The following is a 16,817-nucleotide window of genomic DNA, read 5'->3' on the forward strand; positions in this document are numbered from 1 at the left end:
GGAGATCCCCCGGACGGTGCGCCGGTCAGTGCGTCTCCATGGTGCAGGCGTGGGTGGAGCAGGCCGTTCCCGGGGTGACCCTCAGCCGTACCGTACGGCCCGTGGCGAGGACCTCGACGGCCGGGTCGTGGCTCGTGACGCGGCGTACGGGGCGGTGCGGCCGGTCCCAGACGATCTCCAGCGGTTCCCCCGTACGGGGCGGCTCGGCGATGTGCAGGGTGACGGTACGGCCCCGCTCCACGGCGAGGACGCTCGCGGGGGCGCTCGCGGTGAGCGGTCCCGCCGTCCCCGGGTGCCAGAAGTTCGCGGCGACGCAGCCCAGCGAGCGGACCGCCACGGCCTGGGCCGCGTCGGTGTTGGCCAGGATCTCCAGCCAGTGCCGGTCGGCGGCGCGGGCGGTGACGGCGCGCCGGGAGGCGCCGGGCAGCAGCAGATAGGCGTACGAGGCGGCCACCGGGTCGGTGCCGTGGTCGAGCCAGAGACTCCGGTAGTGCCGGGTACGGCGTTCAGGTGAACTGGTGGTGTTGATGTCGCTCCACGCGCCGGTGCGCGCCTCGGCGAGGGTCCGTACCCGCGCGCCCCCGGGGAAGACCCAGCCGCCGTGGCCGGCGAGATGGGCCCAACGGGGCCGGGGCCCGCCGGGGTCGAGCGTGAAGACGGCGTCGGCCCGCTCCCCCAGATTGCGGTTGTCCACGATCGTCTCGACGGGCACCCCGTCCGTCGCGCCGATACCGGCGCCGAGGCAGACCACGGTGTCCGAGAGACAGAACCAGGACTTGCGGGCTTCGAGCGTGGAGCCGAGCCCCTTGAGGTGCTGCCCGACGGCGGCGTACGTCCCGTCGGTCGCGCCGCCGACCCACCGTACGACGGGTTTCGGCTCGCCCCACTCACCGCCCGCCCGGTCCGGGAGCCGCCGGGTGGAGACGGTCGTACCGGGCAGCCGGTACGGGTCGACCGTGGGCCAGAACCAGTTCGTGTACTGGTCGGTGGATGGGTTGCCGCCCTGGTCCGCGCACCACCACAGGAGCATCCCGGCGCCGGTGTGCCAGCCGCGCGGGTTCTCGCCGTTGCCGCACTCGTAGTGGGCGATCCGGTCGGAGGCCATGGCGATGTTGGCGGCCCACCCGGGGCGCCGGTGCACGGCCCGGTCCATCGCGGCGAAGAGGGTGTGGCCGGTCGGTTCGGGGGCGGCGGGCACGTCCGACGCGGCGACGGCGCGCAGCCGGGCGAGATCGGCCACGTCGAACTGGCGGGCGGTGAGGACGGGCGACACCGTGTCCCGTTCGATCCACCCCTTGAGCAGCGCGGTCCAGCGCTCGCGCTCGGCGGCGCCCGCCGCGCCCGCGAGCAGCGCGATCGCGGCGATCACCCCCTGGCCGTGGAAGTGGTCGCTCCGCATCACCTGCCGCTCGTCGCTCCTGAGGTAACCGCGGCTGACGGCACGCCCGTTGACGCTGTCCATCATCAGTCCGTCGTAGATGAGCGGGGCGTACGCGCGCTCCACGCTGTCGAGGACGATCTGCCGGGCCGGGTCGGTGACGGCCCAGGGCGATCCGGCGAGCAGGGTGAGGAGCCGGCCGAGACCGTCCAGCATGACCTGGCCGTACGTTCCGGAGTAGGCGACCCAGGTGTGCTGCACGAACGATCCGTCGGCGTAGAGCCCGTCGCCCTCGGTGACGTACGGGAAGACGGGCGAGAGCGCGTCGCGGGCCAGCGCGATCCGGTCGGGCGCCCGGCCGAGGACGCCGCGCAGGGCGACGGAGCGGCAGAGGTCGACGCGGTTGGCGCCGGTGCTGGTGCCCGAGTAGTCGGCGAGCAGGGCGTCGGGGATGAAGTGGTCGACGGCGGCGGCGCCGGCGGTGCGCTGCGCGTCGGTGAGCCGGTCGTACAGGACGGCGGTGATGTCCATGAGCAGCCGGGGACTGCCGATCTGCCACTCCCACCAGTTGCCGTAGGGGGCGGTCGCGGGGTGGTACACGGTCGCGGCGAGGTGGTCCAGCCCTTGGCGTACGGCGTCGAGGAGCCCGGCGTCCCCGGTGAGCCCGGTGCCCGGCTGGGCGTACGCGCGGGTCATGGTCCAGAGCCTGCTGTAGCTCTGGGTGATGTTGGCGGGCGGGTCGTACGGCCGGTCTGGCCAGAGGGAGGCGGCGGCCGGGGCCATCGTCCGCCGGAACCCGGCGGCCAGCTCGCCGGTCTCGGCGAGGCGGGAGGCGTACGGCTCGGCGGCGGGGTCGTAGCCGGAGCCGAGGGAGAGCTCCGCCCAGCGCACCCGCAGCTCCTCGAACGGGTCGGCGGAAGCCCCGGCGCCGGGGGCGGGGACGGGGACGGGTGGCCCGGCGGCGTGCGCCGCGGCGTGCGGGAGGGAGCCCGCGCCGGTGGCGGCCAGGGCGGTGAGCACGGTACGGCGCGTCCAGGCGGGCGACTGCGGCACGGGGAGACCTCCGGAGCGGAAGTGGTATGGACCGGCTGCCCGTTGGTGTAGCACCGCCGGCGGGGGCTTTCAACGGGGACCGCGGTTGGAGGGGGAGCGAGTGGCGCCGTACGGTGCGACCGCGCGGAGCGGAAGCGCGGGCCGCAGGGCGGCAGCGACGGCGCCGTACGGTGCGAGTGGCGCCGTACGGTGCGACCGCGCGGAGCGGAAGCGAGGCGCGGGGCGGAAGCGACGGCACCGTACGCCGCGACCACGCGGAGCGGAAGCGCGGGCCGCGGGGCGGAAGCCGACGGCGCCGTACGGTGCGAGCGGCGCCGTACGGCGCGACCGAGCTGGGCGGGAGTGAGGCGCGGGGCGGAAGCGACGGCACCGTACGCCGCGACCGCGCGGAGCGGAAGCGGGGGCCGCTGGGCGGGAGCGAGGGCGCCGTACGCCGCGACCGCGCGAGGCGGAGGCACAGCGCGCGGGGCGGAAGCGAGGCCGTAGGGGTGGTAACTGCCTTCCGCGTAGGCGCGGGTGACACCCGGTCGGTTCGAGCGGGCTTTGTGAGAGCGCTCTCAGCCTCAGCTCTTGACTCGTTCCCCACCCACCGCGAGGCTGGGGGGCCACGCTGGGCGCCTCCTCCCACCCGCCGCGCCCTCGTGCACCCCCACGTATCAGGAGTACTTCCGTGATATCCCGCCGACTGTTCCTGACCGGCACGGCCGCCGCGGCGACGGCGCTCACCTACCCCGTCTGGGGAAGCGCTCTCAGCCCGCAGGCCTCGGCAGCCCCGGAGACCTGCGAACTCGCGCTCCAGAACAAGTCGCTGCCCGGCGCGGTCAACGCCTATGTGACCGGCCACGACCAGGCCACGGGCGGCTGGGTGCTGCTGCGCGCCGACGGCGGTGTCTACCGTCCCGAGTCGCCCGGCGCCCCGCAGACCCCGCTCCCGGTCGACTGCGCGATCCCGCTGAACCCGGCGGGCGGCGCCCCCGTCGTGCTGCGGCTGCCCCAGATGTTCGGCGCCCGCGTCTACTTCGTACGCGACGACAAGCTGGACTTCTTCCTCAACCCGGGCCCCGCCCTGGTGGAGCCGGCGTTCGCGACCGAGGCGGACCCCAACTACGGCCGCACCTGGTCGTTCTGCGAGTTCACCTTCAACCAGGACCAGCTCTTCTCCAACATCAGCTATGTCGACCTGGTGACCGCCCTGCCCATCGGCATCTCCCTGGAGGGCGATGCCACCCACACGGTCGCCCCGCTGCCCGAGGGCGCGCTGGAGCGGATCGCCGACGGGCTCACCGCGCAGGCGGCGAAGGACGGACATCCGTGGGACAAGCTGGTCCTGCGCAACCCCGACGGGAAGGTGCTGCGGGTCATCTCGCCGCAGAACCTGCCCGGCCAGGCAGGGTTCGGCGGTGTCTTCGAGAGCTACGCCGACCAGGTCTGGGAGAAGTACCGCTCCACGGACCTGACGATCGACCTCCAGGGCGGCCGGGGCGTCTTCACCGGCCGAGTCAGCGGCGACACGCTCACCTTCAACGGCGGCCACACCTTCGCCAAGCCGACCTCGATGGACATCTTCACCTGCAACAGCGGCCCGTTCGCGAACAACCCCGCGGACTCGGACGACAAGAAGGGCCTCCTCGCCCGGCTCGGGGCCGCCTTCAACCGCTCGACCCTGCTCACGCACACGCAGACGCCGAACGGCCTCACGGCGGCGGACTACTACCGGGACCCGGTGACCAACCACTTCGCCCGGATCGTGCACGAGAACAACCCGGTCGGGTACGCGTTCCCGTACGACGACGTCCAGGCCGACGGCCAGCCGGACGTCTCGGGCGCGGCGCACGACGGCAACCCGCGCCGCTGGACGGTCTCGGTCGGCTCCTGACCCGGCCGTTCGCTCTCGGCACGGCGGTGCCCCGCCTCTCCCCCGGTGACGGGCGGAGGGAGCGGGGCACCGCCGTGAGCGGAAGCCTGCGGAGCCTCAGCAGCCGCCGCAGTTGTAGTACGTGACGTCCCAGTGGTTGCCCTCGTCCGCGTAGACGTTGCCGGAGCCGGACTTCCACTGCGGGGCGCCGTCACCGCGCACCCCGATGTACGCGAAGGTGTTCTTGATGTAGTTGGTGACGCACGTGGTCCTGCTGAAGTCGAGCTTGTAGCCGTTCCAGTGCGAGTACGTGCCGCTCGCGTGGCCGGTCTCCGTACCTCCGGTGATGGTGAGGGCGCAGCCGGTGGCGCTCTTCAGCGTCTGCGCCCCCTTAGCCGTGTCCAGGTTGAGCTGGTCGAACGAGGTACAGCTCGCGTTGTTCCGGTTGGAGCAGCCACCGCTGGAGACCCAGCCGATGCCGGACGAGTTGAACATCGAGGTCGCCGTGGCGTGCGTGATCTTCGTGGCCGCCTGGGCGTCGGTGGCGGAGCTGAACACACCGAAACCGGGGGCGAAGAGCGCGCCCAGGACCAGGGCGAGGGCGCTGAGTACGGAGCGGATTTTCATGGGGGGGATGGCCTCCTGCTGAGAACCGTGACGTCGTGGCGTAGGCGGTGCGGTGGAGCAGGTGGTGCGGGCGGTACCGGCGGTGCGGGGCTGATCCTGCCCGATGTCTACGCGCGTCCGCCAGAGGATTCTCTTCACCCATTCGTGTGAATCTCGCGATGTTGTTGAACTTCGAACGAGACGGGTCTAAGGTGACACTCGTTGAAGGTTAAACAACACGGCCTCACGTCACCGCACCTGGAGGAATCATGGCTCTCTTCGGCCGCAAGAACGACAGCGCCGCCCCGGCCGCCACCGTCGAGGCGGACCCCGCCCTGGCCGCGCTGACCGGCGCGTACACCATCGACCCCGCGCACAGCACCATCAGCTTCACCGTGCGCCACGCCATGGTCACCAACGTGCGGGGCACCTTCACGGAGCACGAGGGCACGCTCCACCTGGACGGCTCGGACCCGGCGAACTCCACGGCGACGATCGACGTCTCGATCGCCAGCGTCGACACGGGCGTGCCGGACCGTGACGGCCACCTGCGCGGCGCGGACTTCTTCGACGCCGAGACGTTCCCGACGATGGCCTTCCGCTCCACCGCCGCCGAGCAGATCGACGCCGAGACCTACCGCGTCACCGGCGACCTGACGATCAAGGACGTCACCCGGCCGCTCTCCATCGACCTGGAGTTCCACGGCTCCGCCACCGACGTGTACGGCAACGAGCGCGTCGGCTTCGAGGGCAGTGCGACGATCCTGCGCTCCGACTGGGGCCTGTCCTGGAACGCGGCGCTGGAGACCGGCGGCGTCCTCGTCAGCGACAAGGTGAAGCTGAACTTCGACATCTCCGCGATCAAGCAGGGCCCCGAGGCCGCCTGAGGCCGAGGGTGCGGTGCAGGGTGAAGTGGTGAGGTGGGGCGGGTCCGGCGGCCCTCGTCAGAAGCCGCCGTCGAACCCGCCGCCCCCGCCGAAGTCGCCGCCGCCTCCGAAGTCCCCTCCCCCGCCGAAACCGCCGCCCCCGAAGTCGTCCGGGTTGAAGTCCGCGCCCGAGTAGTCGCCGCCGGCGAAGCCGGAGCCGTCGCCGCCGAAGTCCGCGGCGTACGCGGGGCTCGCCATCATCGAACCGAGCATCGTGCCCACGAGCAGCCCCGGCAGCAGCCCGCCGCCGAAGTAACCGCCGGCCCACGGGCCGTACGCCGGTCCCGCGTCCCAGTACGGGCGCGGCCCCTGGTCGGTCTGGACCGTACGGGTCATCGGGTCCTCGCCGTCGGCCAGCCGCGCCGCGTCCGCCGCGCAGACCGGGACCGTACGCCGGACCCCCGCGGGCGGGGACCACTCCGCGTCCTTGGCCGACGGGCCGTGGCGCGGGTCGAAGAAGCACGGCAGCCGGCGCTCCGGCAGCGGGGCGCCCGTCCGGCGCGCGGCCAGGGTGGCCAGTGAGAAGCGGCCGTCCTCCAGCGCCTGGGTCACCCCGCGGACGTCGTCGGGCCGCCGGGCCGAGCCCATCAGCGACTTCGCCCGCTCGTACGCGTCCAGGGAGTGCTCGTAGTCGCCGCGCATCGCGTCGTCCGCGCCCGCCTCCGCGGGGTGGAAGTCGAGCCGGTCCAGCTCCTCGCCGAACGCGGTGATGTCCTCGTCCACGACGACCCGCAGCTTGTCCAGGGCCGCCTGTTCGCGCTCCAGCTGCTTGCGGCGGTTCCTGCGCACCACGGCGTAGGCGCCCGCGCCGCCCACCACGACCACCGAGCCGAGCACGATCAGCCCGGCGGACGAACTGCCCCCGCCGTCGCCCGAGCCCGATCCGCCGTCCCAGGAGGCCGGCGCCTGGCCGCGGGTCTGCGGCAGGGCCTGGTCGACGAAGTCGGAGAGCTGGGTCGCGGCGTCGACGGGAGCGCCGCCCGCCTTGACCCCGGCGACCAGGTTCGAGACGGCCTGGCGGGAGAGGACGGACGGGTCGGCGCCGGCGTTGAACCGGTCGCCGAGGCGGATGGCGTACAGCCCGGTCACCCCCGTGTCGGTCCGTACGGTACGGAGCACGCTCGCCGCCGGGAACTGCGCGGTGTCCGGGAGGACCGCCACGAACAGCGGCTTGTCGGCATCCTTGATCTTCTTCGCCAGGGCATCGGCCTGGGCCGCGGAAAGCTGGTCCCTGGCCCCCGCATCCACATAGACCGGGCCCTTCTTCAGCGCCTCGGCCACGGTCTCGGGGCCCGTGGTGGCGGCCCGCGCGCCGGGTGCCACCACGAAGGCGGTGGCCGACAGAGCGAGAACCAGCCCGAACAGTATGGAAATCAGCCTCGACCTCATACGTCGACGCTACCCGAAGCGGGGCAATACCGGACGGGCAAAGACGGGGCAAAAGCAGAAGCACGCCGCGCGGCCGACCGGGCGGGGCGGGGCCGCCCCCGAGAACCGGCGCGCAGGCCTGTATGCCCTGCGCGCCCCACCCACCCGCGCGCCCCCTACTCGGCCGGCTCGACCCCGGCGCGCAGCAGCCCGTACGTGTACGCGTCCTCCAGCGCCTGCCAGGACGCGGCGATCACGTTCTCGCCGACGCCCACCGTCGACCACTCGCCCGCGCCGTCGCTCGTGGTGATCAGCACCCGGGTGGTGGACTCCGTGCCGTGCCGGCCCTCCAGGATGCGGACCTTGTAGTCCACCAGCTCCAACTTGGCGAGCTGCGGGTAGATCCGCTCCAGCCCGGCCCGCATGGCCAGGTCGAGCGCGTTGACGGGGCCGTTGCCCTCGGCGGTGGCGACGATGCGCTCGCCCTTGGCCCACAGCTTCACCGTCGCCTCGTTGGCGTGCGTGCCGTCGGGGCGGTCCTCGACGATCGCGCGCCAGGACTCCGTGCGGAAGTACTGGCGCGGCCGGCCCTCGACCTCCTCGCGGAGCATCAGCTCGAAGGAGGCGTCGGCGGCCTCGTACGTGTACCCCTTCAGCTCCTGCTCCTTGACCCGGCCGACGACCCGGCCGACCAGATCGCGGTCGCCGCCGAGGTCGATGCCGAGCTCCTTGCCCTTCAGCTCGACGGAGGCGCGGCCGGCCATGTCGGAGACGAGCATCCGCATGGTGTTGCCGACCCGCTCGGGGGCGATGTGCTGGTAGAGGTCGGGGTCGACCTTGATCGCGGAGGCGTGGAGTCCCCCCTTGTGCGCGAAGGCCGAGACACCGACGTACGGCTGGTGGGTGGAGGGCGCGAGGTTGACGATCTCGGCGATGGCGTGCGAGATCCGGGTCATCTCGGCGAGCGACCCCTCGGGCAGGACCCGCTTGTCGTACTTCAGCTCCAGCGCGGCGACGACCGGGAAGAGATTGGCGTTGCCGACGCGCTCGCCGTAGCCGTTGGCCGTGCACTGGACGTGGGTGGCGCCCGCGTCGACGGCGGCGAGGGTGTTGGCGACGGCGCAGCCGGTGTCGTCCTGGGCGTGGATGCCGAGGCGGGCGCCGGTGTCGGCGAGGACGGTGTGGACGACGGCCTGGATCTGCGCGGGCAGCATGCCGCCGTTGGTGTCGCAGAGGACGACCACGTCGGCGCCGGCCTCGGTGGCGGCGCGTACGACGGACTTGGCGTACTCGGGGTTGGCGCGGTAGCCGTCGAAGAAGTGCTCGCAGTCGACGAAGACGCGGCGGCCCTGCTCACGCAGGTAGGAGACGGTGTCGCGGACCATCGCGACGTTCTCGTCCAGCGTGGTGCGCAGGGCCAGCTCGACATGGCGGTCGTGCGACTTGGCGACGAGCGTCACCACCGGGGCGCCGGACTCCACCAGGGCCCTGACCTGCGGGTCCTCGGAGGCTTTCGCTCCGGGGCGGCGGGTGGAGCCGAAGGCGACGAGCTGCGCGTGCCGGAAGTCGATCTCCTGCTGGGCGCGGGCGAAGAACTCGGTGTCGCGCGGGTTGGCCCCGGGCCAGCCGCCCTCGATGAAGCCCACGCCGAAGTCGTCCAGATACCGGGCGATGGCCAGCTTGTCGGCGACGGTCAGGTTGATGCCCTCGCGCTGCGCCCCGTCGCGCAGGGTCGTGTCGAAGACATGGAAACTGTCGTCGGCCGCCGTGGACTCTGTGGTCATGGTGTCCTGCTCCTGTCGAGTGGAAGGTCTGGCTCCACTTGCCCCCATCATCGCGTGCCGCTCGCTTTCGGCCGGGATGGGGCCGGAAAACGAAAAAACCCCTCGCGGGTGCGAGAGGTCTGCGCGCGGGTCTGGGGCACGATGGCCGCGCCGTACGGGGTGGTACGGGGCGGTCACTGCGGACCGGCGCGCTTGCTGCCGATAATCATGGCGAACGAGAGCACGGGCCGATTTTCGCATGTCTCGCCCGTCCGGAAAGACCCGTCTCACGATACGAACGAGCGGCCCTGGGACCGGGCGGAACGCGCGAGGGACCGCGCCCGTACGGACGCGGACCCTCGTACATCCGGCCGGGTCGTCCCCCGGCCGGAACGCGTGTCAGCCGAGGCGGTGCATCCAGCCGTGGAGGTCGGGCGCGATGCCCCGCTGGATGTCGAGCAGCGCCGAGCGCAGCTTCATGGTGACCTCGCCGGGTTCACCGCCCGACTGCGTCCACTCGCCGCCCGCCGACTTGACGGTGCCGACCGGGGTGATCACCGCGGCCGTACCGCAGGCGAAGACCTCCGTGAGGGTGCCGTTCTCGGTGTCGCGGCGCCAGTCCTCCTTGGAGATCCGGCCGGCCTCGGAGGTGTAGCCGAGGTCGCTCGCGAGGGTGAGGAGCGAGTCCCGGGTGATCCCCGCCAGCAGGGAGCCGGTGAGTTCCGGGGTGACGATGCGGTCGCCGTACACGAAGTACAGGTTCATCCCGCCCAGTTCCTCGACCCAGCGGTGCTCGACCGCGTCGAGGTAGGCCACCTGGGCGCAGCCCTGTTCGGCCGCCTCGGCCTGGGCGAGCAGGGAGGCCGCGTAGTTGCCGCCCGTCTTGGCGTCGCCGATGCCGCCGGGGACGGCGCGGACGTAGTTCTCCGAGAGCCAGACGGAGACCGGCTTCACGCCGCCGGGGAAGTACACGCCGGCGGGCGAGGCGATGACCATGAACAGGTACTCGTTGGCCGGGCGCACGCCGAGGCCGACCTCGGTCGCGAACATGAACGGGCGCAGGTACAGCGACTCCTCGCCGCCGTGCCCGGGGACCCACGCCTTGTCCTGCTGGACCAGCGCGTCGCACGCCGCGATGAAGGTCTCGACGGGCAGCTCCGGCATGGCGAGGCGGCGGGCCGAGCGCTGGAAGCGGGCGGCGTTGGCCTCGGGGCGGAAGGTGGCGACCGAGCCGTCGGGCAGCCGGTACGCCTTGAGCCCTTCGAAGATCTCCTGCGCGTAGTGCAGCGTCATGTTGGCCGGGTCGATCGAGAGCGGTCCGTACGGGACGAGCTGCGCGTCGTGCCAGCCCCTGCCCTCGGTCCAGCGGATCGTCACCATGTGGTCGGTGAAGTGACGGCCGAAACCCGGGTCGGCGAGCAGCGCCTCGCGCTCCGCGTCGGACAGCGGGTGGGAGGAGGGCTTGAGTTCGATGGCGGGCGCGGTCGTGGGCGTGGTCATGAATACTCGTCCTTCACGTGTGGGTGTGACGGACCGCGCTCACGCCGCTACTGCTGATAGGACGTCCGAGCATTCCCGCATGCCGCGGCCCACAGCGATTATCGCTCGGGCGGGGTGGCGCGGGAAATGGGGGTGAGTGCGATCCGCGAACTGATGTCGGTTCCCGGCGGCCGCACAGCACGAGGCAGCCGCCGGGTGGTGGACCCGGCGGCTGCGTGAGAAGTCAGTCGCGGGTCAGCTCGCTACGCGTACGGCGAGCGCGTCGCCGATCTCGTCGGTGGTGCGCGACGCCGTGCCGTCCCGCCCGGCGAGGTCGGCCGCGACGGCCTCCTCGATCCGGACGGCCTCGGCGTCGAAGCCGAGGTGCCTCAGCAGCAGGGCGACGGAGAGCACGGTGGCCGTGGGGTCGGCCTTGCCCTGGCCCGCGATGTCCGGGGCCGATCCGTGGACCGGCTCGAACATGGACGGGAACGTACGGTCCGGGTTGATGTTCGCGGACGCGGCCAGGCCGATGCCGCCGGTCACGGCAGCGGCGAGGTCGGTGAGGATGTCACCGAAGAGGTTGTCGGTGACGATCACGTCGAAGCGCTCCGGCTGGGTGACGAAGAAGATCGTCGCGGCGTCGACATGCAGATAGTCGGTGGTGACCTCGGGGTACTCCTGGCCCACCCGGTCGAAGATGTTCTTCCACATGTGGCCCGCGTAGACGAGGACGTTGTTCTTGTGGACCAGCGTCAGCTTCTTGCGGGGACGGGAATTGGCCCGCTCGTACGCGTCGCGGACGACCCGCTCGACGCCGTACGCCGTGTTGAGGCTCACCTCGGTGGCCACCTCGGCGGGCGTACCGGTGCGCAGCGAGCCGCCGTTGCCGGTGTACGGGCCCTCGGTGCCCTCGCGGACGACGACGAAGTCGATGTCCGGGCGGCCGGCCAGCGGGGTCTCCGTGTTGGGGAAGAGCTTCGACGGACGCAGGTTCACGTAGTGGTCGAAGGCGAAGCGGAGCTTGAGCAGCAGCCCGCGCTCCAGGACGCCGGACGGCACGGACGGGTCGCCGATCGCGCCGAGCAGGATGGCGTCGTGCCCCTTCAGGGCCTCCAGCTCCGTGTCCGGGAGGGTCTCCCCGGTACGGTGCCAGCGGCGCGCGCCGAGGTCGTACTCCTTGGTCTCCAGCTTCACATCCTGCGGGAGAACCGCACTCAGGACCTTGAGGCCCTGAGCCACGACCTCCTGGCCGATGCCGTCACCGGGGATCACTGCGAGATTGAGGCTGCGAGACATGTCCGCACCCTACTCCGCGTCCCAGCGGCTGACACGGCGCGTCCATTCTGTGGACACCTCGCGGATCGGACGTCACCCGGGCATCAGGGGGACGCCTTTGACGCCGTCGTCACGACGCCTCAAGTGTCGTCGTTTCGATGCCTCAAATACAGACATACGCCACCGGCCGGTGTCACCGTCAGCAGATGGAAACTCCCCGCGTCGGGATTCCCGACCGTCTCGCCTCCCGTATGACCATGCCGGAGCAGCACGAGTACCTGCGGTCCCGGATCTCCCGGCGCGGCGTGCTGCGCACCGGGACCGTCGTGGCGTCCACCGTGGCGGGCGCCGGGCTGCTGGGCGCCAGCGCCGCCAACGCCGGGGCCACGGCGACCGCCCCCGGTTTCCTGCCGTCGTCGGCCGCCGCCCGGGTGGACGGGGCGCTGGTCGCCCCCTTCGGCCGCCATCTCGCCTTCGGCGCGGACCCGAGGACGATGATGTCGGTGTCCTGGCAGGTGCCGCTGCCGGTGAAGGACCCGTATCTGCGGGTGGGGACGGAGCCCTGGGACCTGAGCCGGAAGATCAAGGCCGAGGTACGGCCGCTGCACACGCCGTCGCTGTCGGCGAAGCTGCCCGCCGTGGACCAGTACTACCTGCATGTCTCACTGGAGCGGCTGCGCCCCGGCACGACGTACTACTACGGTGTCGGCCACAGCGGCTTCGACCCGGCGGACGGGCGCAACCTCGGGACGGTCGGAACGTTCCGTACGGCCCCGTCGCACCCCGGTTCCTTCGTCTTCACGGCCTTCGGCGACCAGGGCGTCTCGTACGACGCGCTCGCCAACGACCAGGTGATCCTGGGCCAGAACCCGGCCTTCCACCTGCACGCGGGGGACATCTGCTACGCGGACGGCAGCGGGCAGGGGTCCCCGTCGGACACGTACGACGCGCGGGTGTGGGACCAGTTCCTCGCGCAGACGGAGTCGGTGGCCTCCCGGGTGCCGTGGATGGTGACCACCGGCAACCACGACATGGAGGCCTGGTACTCGCCGCACGGCTACGGCGGGCAGAACGCGCGCTGGTCGCTGCCGGGCGGCGGCCTCGACCCGGTGGGGGCGCCGGGGGTCTACTCGTTCACGTACGGCAACGTGGGCGTGGTGGCGCTGGACGCCAACGACGTGTCGAACGAGATCCGCGCCAACACCGGGTACACGGACGGCGCCCAGACGCGCTGGCTGGACCGGCGCCTCGGTGAGCTGCGCGGGGACGACGACATCGACTTCGTCGTGGTCTTCTTCCACCACTGCGCCTTCTCCACGACGAACGCGCACGCATCGGACGGCGGGGTGCGCGACGCGTGGGTGCCGCTCTTCGACAAGCACCGGGTCGATCTGGTCGTCAACGGCCACAACCACGTGTACGAGCGGACGGACGCGCTGCGCGGGGGCGCCGTGCGGCGCAGGGTCCCGGTCGGCGAGTCCGTCAGCTCGGTACGGGACGGCATCGTGTACGTGACGGCGGGCGGCGCGGGCAAGGCGCTGTACGACTTCCCCGTACCGGACAGTTACGAGGGCAAGGTGGCCGATGTGGAGGCCGTCCCCTCGTACCACTGGGCGAAGGGCGGTGCGAAGGCCCCGGAGACCGTGGAGTGGTCGCGCGTGCGCTACACCGGGTTCTCCTTCCTGGCCGTGGAGGTGACGGCGGGCCCCCGCCCGGCGCTCACGGTCTCCGCGCTCGCGGAGACGGGCCACCGGGTGGACCACTTCACGATCACCCGCTGAGGCCGCCGCGCCGGGCGGCGCGGCGTATCCGCGGTGGCGCGCCGGTCAGTGACCGGTGGCGCCGCCGTTGTCCCTCCGGTCGAGAGCGCGCTGGAGGGCGGCGGCGGCGTTCTTGCGCTCGGACTCGCCGGTGAGCGGGGTGCGGGGCGTGCGGCGGACACGTCGGACGGTCGTCTCGGCCATGATGATCGACTCCTTGAGATAGCTGAACCACGCGACGGGGCCGCGTGATGCATCTGCGAGGTGCCGGAAGGGGCGGGGGCAAACGCGGCAGGGGTTGCCTGCGTGGGGGCGCGTGCCAACGGCCGCCATTCGCTCGATGGAGCGAGACGTTCGGCTCATTCCAAGCTAAGCGAGGGAGGCCGCTCTGTCTTCACGATTACTCGGACTTCCTACTATCTGAGACGGTGGCCTTCGTCACTGGGGACCGGCGGCCACGGAGCCGCCCCCGTACCGGAGGGGTGTGGTGACCGGTACGAGGGCGGAATCCGAGGGGCGACGGGGCGCGGTAACCCGAGAGCGTCAGCCCATGTGGGGGTAGCGGTAGTCCGTCGGCGGGACCAGGGTCTCCTTGATGGCGCGGGTCAGCGTCCAGCGCATCAGGTTCTGCGGCGCGCCCGCCTTGTCGTTGGTGCCGGAGGCCCGGCCTCCGCCGAAGGGCTGCTGGCCGACGACGGCGCCGGTCGACTTGTCGTTGATGTAGAAGTTGCCGGCGGCGTAGCGCAGCTTCTCCATCGCGTGGGCCGCGGCGGCGCGGTCGCCCGCGATGACCGAGCCGGTCAGGGCGTACGCCGAGACGGACTCCATCTGGTCGAGCACGGCCTCGTAGTCGGCGTCGTCGTAGACGTGCACCGCGAGGATCGGGCCGAAGTACTCGGTCGTGAAGACCTCGTTCCCGGGGTCGGTGCAGACGATGACGGTGGGCCGGACGAAGTAGCCGACGGAGTCGTCGTACGTGCCGCCCGCGACGATCGTGCAGCTCGGGTCGGCGGCGGCGCGGTCGATGGCGGCCTTGTTCTTGGCGAAGGCGCGCTCGTCGATGACGGCGCCGATGAAGTTGGTCAGGTCGGTGACGTCGCCCATGGCGATCCCGTCGACCTCGGCCGCGAACTCCTCCTGGAAGCCGTCGTGCCAGATCGACGCGGGGACGTACGCGCGCGACGACGCGGAGCACTTCTGGCCCTGGTACTCGAAGGAACCGCGGGTCAGCGCCGTCTTGAGGACGGCGCGGTCGGCGCTCGGGTGGGCGACGACGAAGTCCTTGCCGCCGGTCTCGCCGACGATCCGCGGGTAGGAGCGGTACGTCTCGATGTTGGCGCCGACGGTCTTCCACAGGTGCTGGAAGGTCCTCGTCGAGCCGGTGAAGTGGATGCCGGCCAGCTCGGGGTGGGTCAGCGCCACGTCGGAGACGGCGATGCCGTCGCCCGTCACGAGGTTGATGACGCCCTTGGGGAGCCCCGCCTCCTCCAGCAGCTCCATGAGCAGCACCGCGGCGAGGGTCTGCGTCGGGGACGGCTTCCAGACGACCACGTTGCCCATGAGGGCGGGCGCGGTGGGCAGGTTGCCGGCGATCGCCGAGAAGTTGAAGGGCGTGATCGCGTAGACGAAGCCTTCGAGGGGGCGGTGGTCGAGCCGGTTCCAGACGCCCGGGGAGTTGGCGGGCGGCTGCTCGGCGAGCAGGTCACGGGCGTACTTGACGTTGAAGCGCCAGAAGTCGACCAGCTCGCAGGGGCAGTCGATCTCGGCCTGCTGGGCGGTCTTGGACTGGCCGAGCATCGTCGCGGCGGCGAGCTTCTCGCGCCACGGTCCGGCGAGCAGTTCGGCGGCGCGCAGGATGATCGCGGCGCGGTCGTCGAACGACATGGCGCGCCAGGCCGGGGCGGCGGCCAGGGCGGCGTCGACCGCGTCCTGGGCGTCCTGCCGGGTCGCGCCGGCGAACGTCCCCAGGACGGCCCCGTGGTTGTGCGGCTGGACGACGTCGACGCGCTCGCCGCCGCCCATCCGCTTCACTCCACCAATGGTCATCGGCAGGTCGACGGGGTTCTCGGCCAGCTCCTTGAGCCGGACCTCCAGCCGGGCCAGCTCGGGCGAGCCGGGGGCGTAGCCGTGCACCGGCTCGTTGACCGGCGCGGGAACCTGGGTCACAGCGTCCATGGGGACCGCATCTCCTTCATCTGCAAATCTACTCGGTCTTCGGTGGGGTGGGCCGGTTCAGCCGCGGCTGACCAGTGAACGCAGGAAGAACGCGAGGTTGGCGGGGCGCTCGGCGAGGCGGCGCATGAAATAGCCGTACCAGTCCGTTCCGTACGCGATGTAGACCCGCATCCGGTGTCCCTCCGCGGCCAGCCGGAACTGCTCGGCCTCCCGGATGCCGTACAGCATCTGGAACTCGTACTCGTCCGGCTTGCGCCCGGCGCGGCGGGCGAGGTCCTGCGCGATGGTGACGATGCGCGGGTCGTGGGTGCCGACCATCGGGTACCCGGAACCGTCCATCAGAATCCGCAGGCAGCGGATGTACGCGCGGTCGACCTCGGCCTTGTCCTGGTACGCGACGGAGGCGGGCTCCTTGTAGGCGCCCTTGACGAGGCGCACGCGCGAGCCCGCCGCGGACAGGACCCGGCAGTCCTCCTCCGTACGGAAGAGGTACGACTGGACGACCGCGCCGGTCTCCGGGAAGCGTTCGCGCAGCTCGGCGTGGATGGCGAGCGTCGAGTCGATGGTGGTGTGGTCCTCGGCGTCGAGGGTGACCGTGGTGCCGATGGCGGCGGCGGCCTCGACGACGGCGGTGACGTTCTTCAGGGCGAGGTCGTACCCGCCGGGCAGCGCCTGGCCGAAGGAGGAGAGCTTCACCGACATCTCGGCGCGGGCGCCGAGCTCCAGCGGGGTGAGGGCCTCGATCAGCCGCAGGTACGCGTCCCGGGCGGCCAGCGCCGCGGCGGGGTCGGTGATGTCCTCGCCGAGGACGTCGAGCGTGATCTCCAGGCCCTGCTCCGCGAGGGACCGGACGACGGGGGTGGTCTCCTCGACGGACTCGCCGGCGATGAAACGGTTCACCACGGGCTTGGTGACGGGGGCGGCCGAAAGGGTGCGGCGCAGGACGTCGCTGCGGGACGCGGCAAGGATCACGGGACCCAGCACAGGGACCTCCACGGTGGATCGAACGGTGCGGCAAGGTGCGACGACGGGGCGGCGGTGAGGCCGCGGCAGCAGGACTGCGGCCGTTGGGTCGCAGTACGGAAATGACCAGTTCCGGTACGGCGGAGGAACCACTGTGAAACCTAGGGATCGACCCGATCCTCTGCCATCGACACCTGTCACGCATCCGTGGCC

12 protein-coding genes are annotated in these 16,817 nt (G+C 71.7%); 3 read left to right on the top strand and 9 right to left on the bottom strand.

Annotated elements, in window-relative coordinates:
* Positions 1 to 25: 25 nt before the first annotated feature.
* The gene (locus ACFTZC_RS19860) at positions 26 to 2,431 is read right to left on the bottom strand and encodes a polysaccharide lyase 8 family protein (RefSeq protein ID WP_382891413.1); all 2,406 of its coding nucleotides are present in this window, start codon (positions 2,429 to 2,431) and stop codon (positions 26 to 28) included.
* Between the two features lie 670 nt (positions 2,432 to 3,101).
* Here ACFTZC_RS19860 and ACFTZC_RS19865 point away from each other — a divergent pair.
* Positions 3,102 to 4,307 carry a glycoside hydrolase family 64 protein gene (locus ACFTZC_RS19865; RefSeq protein WP_382891415.1) on the top strand — a complete coding sequence of 402 codons (1,206 nt, stop codon included), beginning with the start codon at positions 3,102 to 3,104 and terminating at the stop codon, positions 4,305 to 4,307.
* Positions 4,308 to 4,403: 96 nt separating this feature from the next.
* Here the strand turns inward: ACFTZC_RS19865 and ACFTZC_RS19870 are convergent, their stop codons facing one another.
* The gene (locus tag ACFTZC_RS19870; RefSeq protein WP_382891417.1) at positions 4,404 to 4,913 is read right to left on the bottom strand and encodes a hypothetical protein; all 510 of its coding nucleotides are present in this window, start codon (positions 4,911 to 4,913) and stop codon (positions 4,404 to 4,406) included.
* A 248-nt stretch (positions 4,914 to 5,161) separates the two neighbouring features.
* Between ACFTZC_RS19870 and ACFTZC_RS19875 the strand changes: the two genes are divergently transcribed.
* Complete coding sequence (locus ACFTZC_RS19875) at positions 5,162 to 5,779, top strand: YceI family protein (protein ID WP_382891419.1); 618 nt, start codon at positions 5,162 to 5,164, stop codon at positions 5,777 to 5,779.
* Positions 5,780 to 5,836: 57 nt separating this feature from the next.
* Here ACFTZC_RS19875 and ACFTZC_RS19880 read toward each other — a convergent pair whose 3' ends face one another.
* The 4 genes from ACFTZC_RS19880 to ACFTZC_RS19895 form a co-directional block, all read right to left on the bottom strand.
* Entirely contained in the window at positions 5,837 to 7,207 is a 1,371-nt protein-coding gene (locus ACFTZC_RS19880; RefSeq protein WP_382891421.1) for a hypothetical protein, read from the bottom strand.
* Positions 7,208 to 7,362: 155 nt separating this feature from the next.
* On the bottom strand, positions 7,363 to 8,970 hold the full coding sequence (cimA, locus tag ACFTZC_RS19885; protein WP_382891423.1) for a citramalate synthase: 1,608 nt from the start codon (positions 8,968 to 8,970) through the stop codon (positions 7,363 to 7,365).
* Positions 8,971 to 9,348: 378 nt separating this feature from the next.
* Positions 9,349 to 10,449, bottom strand: a complete 1,101-nt coding sequence (locus ACFTZC_RS19890; protein ID WP_382891425.1) for a branched-chain amino acid aminotransferase — start codon at positions 10,447 to 10,449, stop codon at positions 9,349 to 9,351.
* A gap of 234 nt (positions 10,450 to 10,683) precedes the next feature.
* The gene (locus tag ACFTZC_RS19895; RefSeq protein ID WP_365812347.1) at positions 10,684 to 11,727 is read right to left on the bottom strand and encodes a 3-isopropylmalate dehydrogenase; all 1,044 of its coding nucleotides are present in this window, start codon (positions 11,725 to 11,727) and stop codon (positions 10,684 to 10,686) included.
* A 185-nt stretch (positions 11,728 to 11,912) separates the two neighbouring features.
* On the opposite strand from ACFTZC_RS19895, the gene ACFTZC_RS19900 reads away from it, so the two are divergent.
* Entirely contained in the window at positions 11,913 to 13,487 is a 1,575-nt protein-coding gene (locus tag ACFTZC_RS19900; protein WP_382891427.1) for a purple acid phosphatase family protein, read from the top strand.
* Positions 13,488 to 13,532: 45 nt separating this feature from the next.
* Here the strand turns inward: ACFTZC_RS19900 and ACFTZC_RS19905 are convergent, their stop codons facing one another.
* From ACFTZC_RS19905 to ACFTZC_RS19915, 3 genes are all read right to left on the bottom strand, one after another.
* A complete protein-coding gene (locus tag ACFTZC_RS19905) occupies positions 13,533 to 13,670 on the bottom strand; it encodes a hypothetical protein (RefSeq protein WP_365812351.1) in 138 nt (45 codons plus the stop codon).
* 339 nt (positions 13,671 to 14,009) lie between these two features.
* The gene (gene pruA, locus ACFTZC_RS19910; RefSeq protein WP_382891430.1) at positions 14,010 to 15,641 is read right to left on the bottom strand and encodes an L-glutamate gamma-semialdehyde dehydrogenase; all 1,632 of its coding nucleotides are present in this window, start codon (positions 15,639 to 15,641) and stop codon (positions 14,010 to 14,012) included.
* Between the two features lie 57 nt (positions 15,642 to 15,698).
* The gene (locus ACFTZC_RS19915) at positions 15,699 to 16,625 is read right to left on the bottom strand and encodes a proline dehydrogenase family protein (protein ID WP_382891432.1); all 927 of its coding nucleotides are present in this window, start codon (positions 16,623 to 16,625) and stop codon (positions 15,699 to 15,701) included.
* Positions 16,626 to 16,817: the final 192 nt, after the last annotated feature.

Origin of the sequence: Streptomyces sp. NPDC056987, from assembly GCF_042673865.1 — a bacterium.
Classification (GTDB): domain Bacteria; phylum Actinomycetota; class Actinomycetes; order Streptomycetales; family Streptomycetaceae; genus Streptomyces.